General features: G+C 41.2%; 5 protein-coding genes. All 5 read right to left on the bottom strand.

Going from position 1 to position 4317, the window contains the following annotated elements; translation table 11 throughout:
• Position 1: 1 nt before the first annotated feature.
• Entirely contained in the window at positions 2 to 787 is a 786-nt protein-coding gene (locus PHN32_09040; GenBank protein ID MDD3777732.1) for a hypothetical protein, read from the bottom strand.
• A 30-nt stretch (positions 788 to 817) separates the two neighbouring features.
• The gene (locus PHN32_09035; GenBank protein ID MDD3777731.1) at positions 818 to 1480 is read right to left on the bottom strand and encodes an SGNH/GDSL hydrolase family protein; all 663 of its coding nucleotides are present in this window, start codon (positions 1478 to 1480) and stop codon (positions 818 to 820) included.
• A gap of 15 nt (positions 1481 to 1495) precedes the next feature.
• Positions 1496 to 2206: a FadR/GntR family transcriptional regulator gene (locus tag PHN32_09030; GenBank protein ID MDD3777730.1), complete on the bottom strand. Its 711-nt coding sequence runs from the start codon at positions 2204 to 2206 to the stop codon at positions 1496 to 1498.
• A gap of 14 nt (positions 2207 to 2220) precedes the next feature.
• The gene (locus PHN32_09025; GenBank protein ID MDD3777729.1) at positions 2221 to 2961 is read right to left on the bottom strand and encodes an MBL fold metallo-hydrolase; all 741 of its coding nucleotides are present in this window, start codon (positions 2959 to 2961) and stop codon (positions 2221 to 2223) included.
• 107 nt (positions 2962 to 3068) lie between these two features.
• The coding region (locus PHN32_09020; protein MDD3777728.1) for an ATP-grasp domain-containing protein at positions 3069 to 4317 on the bottom strand (1249 nt) is incomplete at its 5' end.

The raw sequence follows: 4317 nt of genomic DNA, 5'->3' as shown, positions 1-4317 counted from the left end.
CTTATATTTCTTTTTTCACCATAAATACTATTAGTTTTACCAGATTGACTATTACCGATATAGCCAATCCTACCAGTATTATAATCAGTACCACCATTACTAGCGGATACAGGATATTGCCCATATTTGCTACCGGTATACCACTAAAGTCAAAAGGAAAGATAGACAGAAGGGTCCCTATGGCAGCAATACCAAAAATATTCATAATTATATTTACTATCTTCCTGACATAGTAATGGTCCAATATAATCATTAATATGTTTCCGGCAATAGACACAGCGACTGAAACTGTAAATATGGGAAGCCACATGACAAAATCATCAGTAAGTACAGGGTACCGGGCCCACATCTGCGTACCAGAATCAAACTGGTAAAAAGCTACGTACTGGTAGAAAAAATTAAAAAATATTAAGAATATTATATTCCAGGCAATAGAAACACTGTAGCCAGCCAGCCTGCTACCCCTGCTGGCTTCTGGTTCTAGATTTTTTTTTTCGGTTTTCTTATCCTGGCTATAAGAATTTTTATCCTCCTTGAAAGTTTCGCTTACACTTTCCCCAAATTTTTTAGCAGCATTGCCTACTTCCCTAAACTTGGCTTTAACCTCTTCATCCTTGAACCGTTCTCCAAAAGCCTTGGCTGATTCAGTAGCGCTTTCTCCAAACTCTTTAGCTTTCTTTTTAAGCTCAGGATCATTAAATATTTTGGATACCGCTTCCCCGAATTCCTTAACCATGTCTCCGAAACTGGCTCCTACATTTTTGCCTTGATTTTTTTCTTCCTCCATTCTCTCTCCCTTCCTTACTAATATTCAGCCTTAAGAAATATTGTTTTTTATATACTCAGCTACCGCTACCCCTAATTTATAATGGCTTTCTTCTTCATAATGAATGCCGTCTATGCCGCTGGGCATAATTACCTGGGCTACTTCCATAAAATGACAACTTGACTGCCGTGCCACCTTACGGGTAAATCCAGCCAGCTGCTTGGATTTTTGTTCTGCCCCTTCAAACAAAAGGGCAAATTGGGTCAATTTGCCTACAGGAGGAGGGCATAGCATCAATACTTGGGGACTGCTGCCCCCCGGCCCTGCGCCGCTGCCCTTGACAAGGGATACCAGCTGGCCCAGCCCCAATGCTACATCAAAGGCAGAAGCTGAAAATTTTTTCTTCAAGTCATTGGTGCCCAGCATAATTATTACCACATCCAGGGGAGCATGGGATTCTAAACAGGCTGGCAGATACCTTATACCATTTTTATAAATGCCTTCTACCGGATCGTCAAATACGGTAGTCCTTCCATTGAGGCCCTCTTCTATAATATGGTAATTAGTACCCAATTCTTTCTGCAAAACTCCCGGCCACCTTTGCTGGGGGCCATAACGGTAGTCTGAGGCTATTATTCCCTGTTCCAGTTGATCAAACCCTATAGGTTTGCAACCATAAGTATTAGAATCGCCATAACATAGAATAGTCTTCAAAGCTTACCCCCTAAATTAATTTTCTAATTTATTATAGTCTTCCATAACCTGACGGATATGATTGCGCATAGCTTCCTGGGAACCCTCGATATCCATATCTTTCATCTTCCGGTATATCTCATTATGCCACTTAAGCCCTCTTCCGGGAGACCCGGGTACTTTGGAGATAGTCTTCATTCCCTGTATCAGCAAATCAAAAATAAAATTAAAAATGCTGGAAAGAACATTATTCCGGCTGCACCTTACGATGGTACGGTGAAACTCATAATCTTGGACATAGTACTGGTCATATTTACCTTTCTGCAGATACTCCCGGGACTGGTCCATATGTTTTTTTAATGTTTTAAGGTCCGGCTGGCTAATATTTTTAACCGCTTCCCTTATTGCTGCCGTTTCCAGTATCATCCTTACTTTAAGCAGGTCCTGCAGCTCCGGCCTACTCATAAGTACATTCATGTTTACCGGATTTAGTATGGAATTTAATGAGATGGGAGAGACAAAAGCTCCCTTACCCTGCCTTACCTCTATGATTTTAGCCAGGCTTAAAGCCTGTATAGCTTCCCGGACGCAGCTGCGGGCCACATTCAGTTTTTTGGCCAACTCTCTCTGGGAATCAATTTTGTCTCCCGGTTTTAGCTCCCCTTTCTTTATCCGGTACACTATTTCATCAATAACTGCCTGCACCAAACTCTTGTTATCATTGGTTTTAAAATTTTGAAAGTCCATATCTTGTTTTCCTGTTATTTATAATCCTGAACATTTTTAACCCATCCGTCAAAGGCCACTTCCACTTCCACTTTACCTTCCCCGTACCGGGTAAGTATTTCTTTAAGCTTTTCCCCGCCCATTTTTAGTATCTGCTTTCCGCAGTGGGTAACTATCAGGTGGGCCAGGCCATACTTTTTACACCAGTTGATAATAGTCTTAACCATGGCATGCCCGTAAATCTTTTCATCTTTTCTCCTGACCATATTTATATTAAGGCTGGAACCATCTGCGATTAATACATTTAAGAAGGCAAAAACCATGGATTTATCTATTTCAGTATCAACTATATCCGGGGCATATAATATTGTCTCTTTCCCCTTAGCTTTATAGCAAACCGCCGGGCATCTCAAGGAATGTATAACCCTGTAGGCGGTTAGCTCTAAATCCTTTATGAAAAATTTCCGGCCCGGCTCTATGATCCTGTAATCCAGAGGCCTGTAAGGAGCATAATCTAGAGTTTCCCGGGTAACATATACCGGTATCTCTACAGCATTATTTTCCTGCAAAGTCCATAGATAATGATCAGGGTGGGCATGAGTGATCAGCATGGCATCTAAATTTGGCCATTGTAAATCCAGGCTTGGATTATGTTTTTGTCCATAATCAATCAAAACCCTGGTACTTCCTTCTTCTATTACCAAAGAGGAATGGTATTGATGATGGGGGCTGCTCTCTTCAATCTCCCCCTTAGTTCCTGGAAAATGCAGAATCATACAATACCATAGCCTTAAAAGTTTTAAATAAAAATAATTTTACCATATAAACAGCTCTATTTTTAAAACTTTTATAAAATTCCTATAAGCATATCCAGGGGGCAACTTTAAATTTTTTTGAATCTAAAATCAAGCGCTTTTAGGACATGCCTGAATTCATCATCCAGGTCCTTTCTGGAATTACCTCCTAAATTTATTACCCCATACCGGTAGCTGTGTGCATCCTGCCAAAAGGAGGACAAAGCTTGCCCTCTGCGGGCATATATTTCAATTCTGGCAGAATTCTTTTGGCTCAATATTTGGTTAATGAGGCCTGGCCCTGGAACCTTTACAGCAGTCTGGTCCCGGAATTTTCTTAAAACATAGCTGGAAGCCATGCTGAATTCACCTTTTAGACCATTACCGCTAAGGTAGCCGGGTTCTGATCCCAAAGCCAGGTCCATCTGAACCTGATAAGTGTTTATGCCTAGCACCTTTTCTACCAAATCAGCAAACTGGGAACACATCCGGGGATTTACCTCAATGATGCTGATACCCCGGTCTTCTGCATTATAGAAAAATTCCATATTGAAAAGGCCCTGGCCATAGTTTATATGCCTGCACCAGGCAGCAGCCATTTCCATCATTTGCCTTTGCACCCCTGGATCCACGCTGCTGGGATAATCAAACCTCCTAAAACTATAGGTGTTTCCATACATTATTGAGTCTGTTAGACCTATTAAATATACCCTGCCCTTATAAACACAGCCTTCCAAGGTCACCTGTTTGCCCTTCCTTAGCTCTTCGGCAATTACATAGCTGGCATCCAGGGGTAAGTCAGAATATTTTTTTACCAACAGGTTGAATGGTTTAACAAACCTGTTAATATGCTCCTGGCTGGCCTCCATGTATTTTTGAAACTGGCTGCGGTTATTAATAATGCAAGCCATTATGGAAAAAAAGGATTTGACCGGTTTAACAAAAAAGGGGAACTCAAAAGGGATATCCCCTGCTTTTAATGGATTTAGCAATTTAAAAGCTGGTACCGCCGAACCAAACAAGTCAGTTTGAATCTTCCTGGAATAATACTTATGCTGGCATAAGAAATTAGCTTTGGTATTTACCCCGTTTAGGCCCAGCTTTTCAGCTACAATACTGGCTATCAGGGAGGCAGGGTAATCATGGGTACCCATAACTGCATCTATTTTTCTGCCCTTGATATCTTTTAACAAACGGTCTATAAACTCTAGCGGTTGAAAACTCTCCAGTATTTCCCTGGTTTCAGGCCCCGTGAATATAAAATTGTGCTTATTGCCCAGCCTGGCCAGTTCCCGCCTGTCCCTTAGTGTGGGGCAAATAATAAGAATGTTTTTCATT

It is taken from the genome of Actinomycetota bacterium (assembly GCA_028698215.1).
Classification (GTDB): Bacteria; Actinomycetota; Humimicrobiia; order Humimicrobiales; family Humimicrobiaceae; genus Halolacustris.
This window is presented reverse-complemented; position numbering and strand designations above follow the sequence as displayed.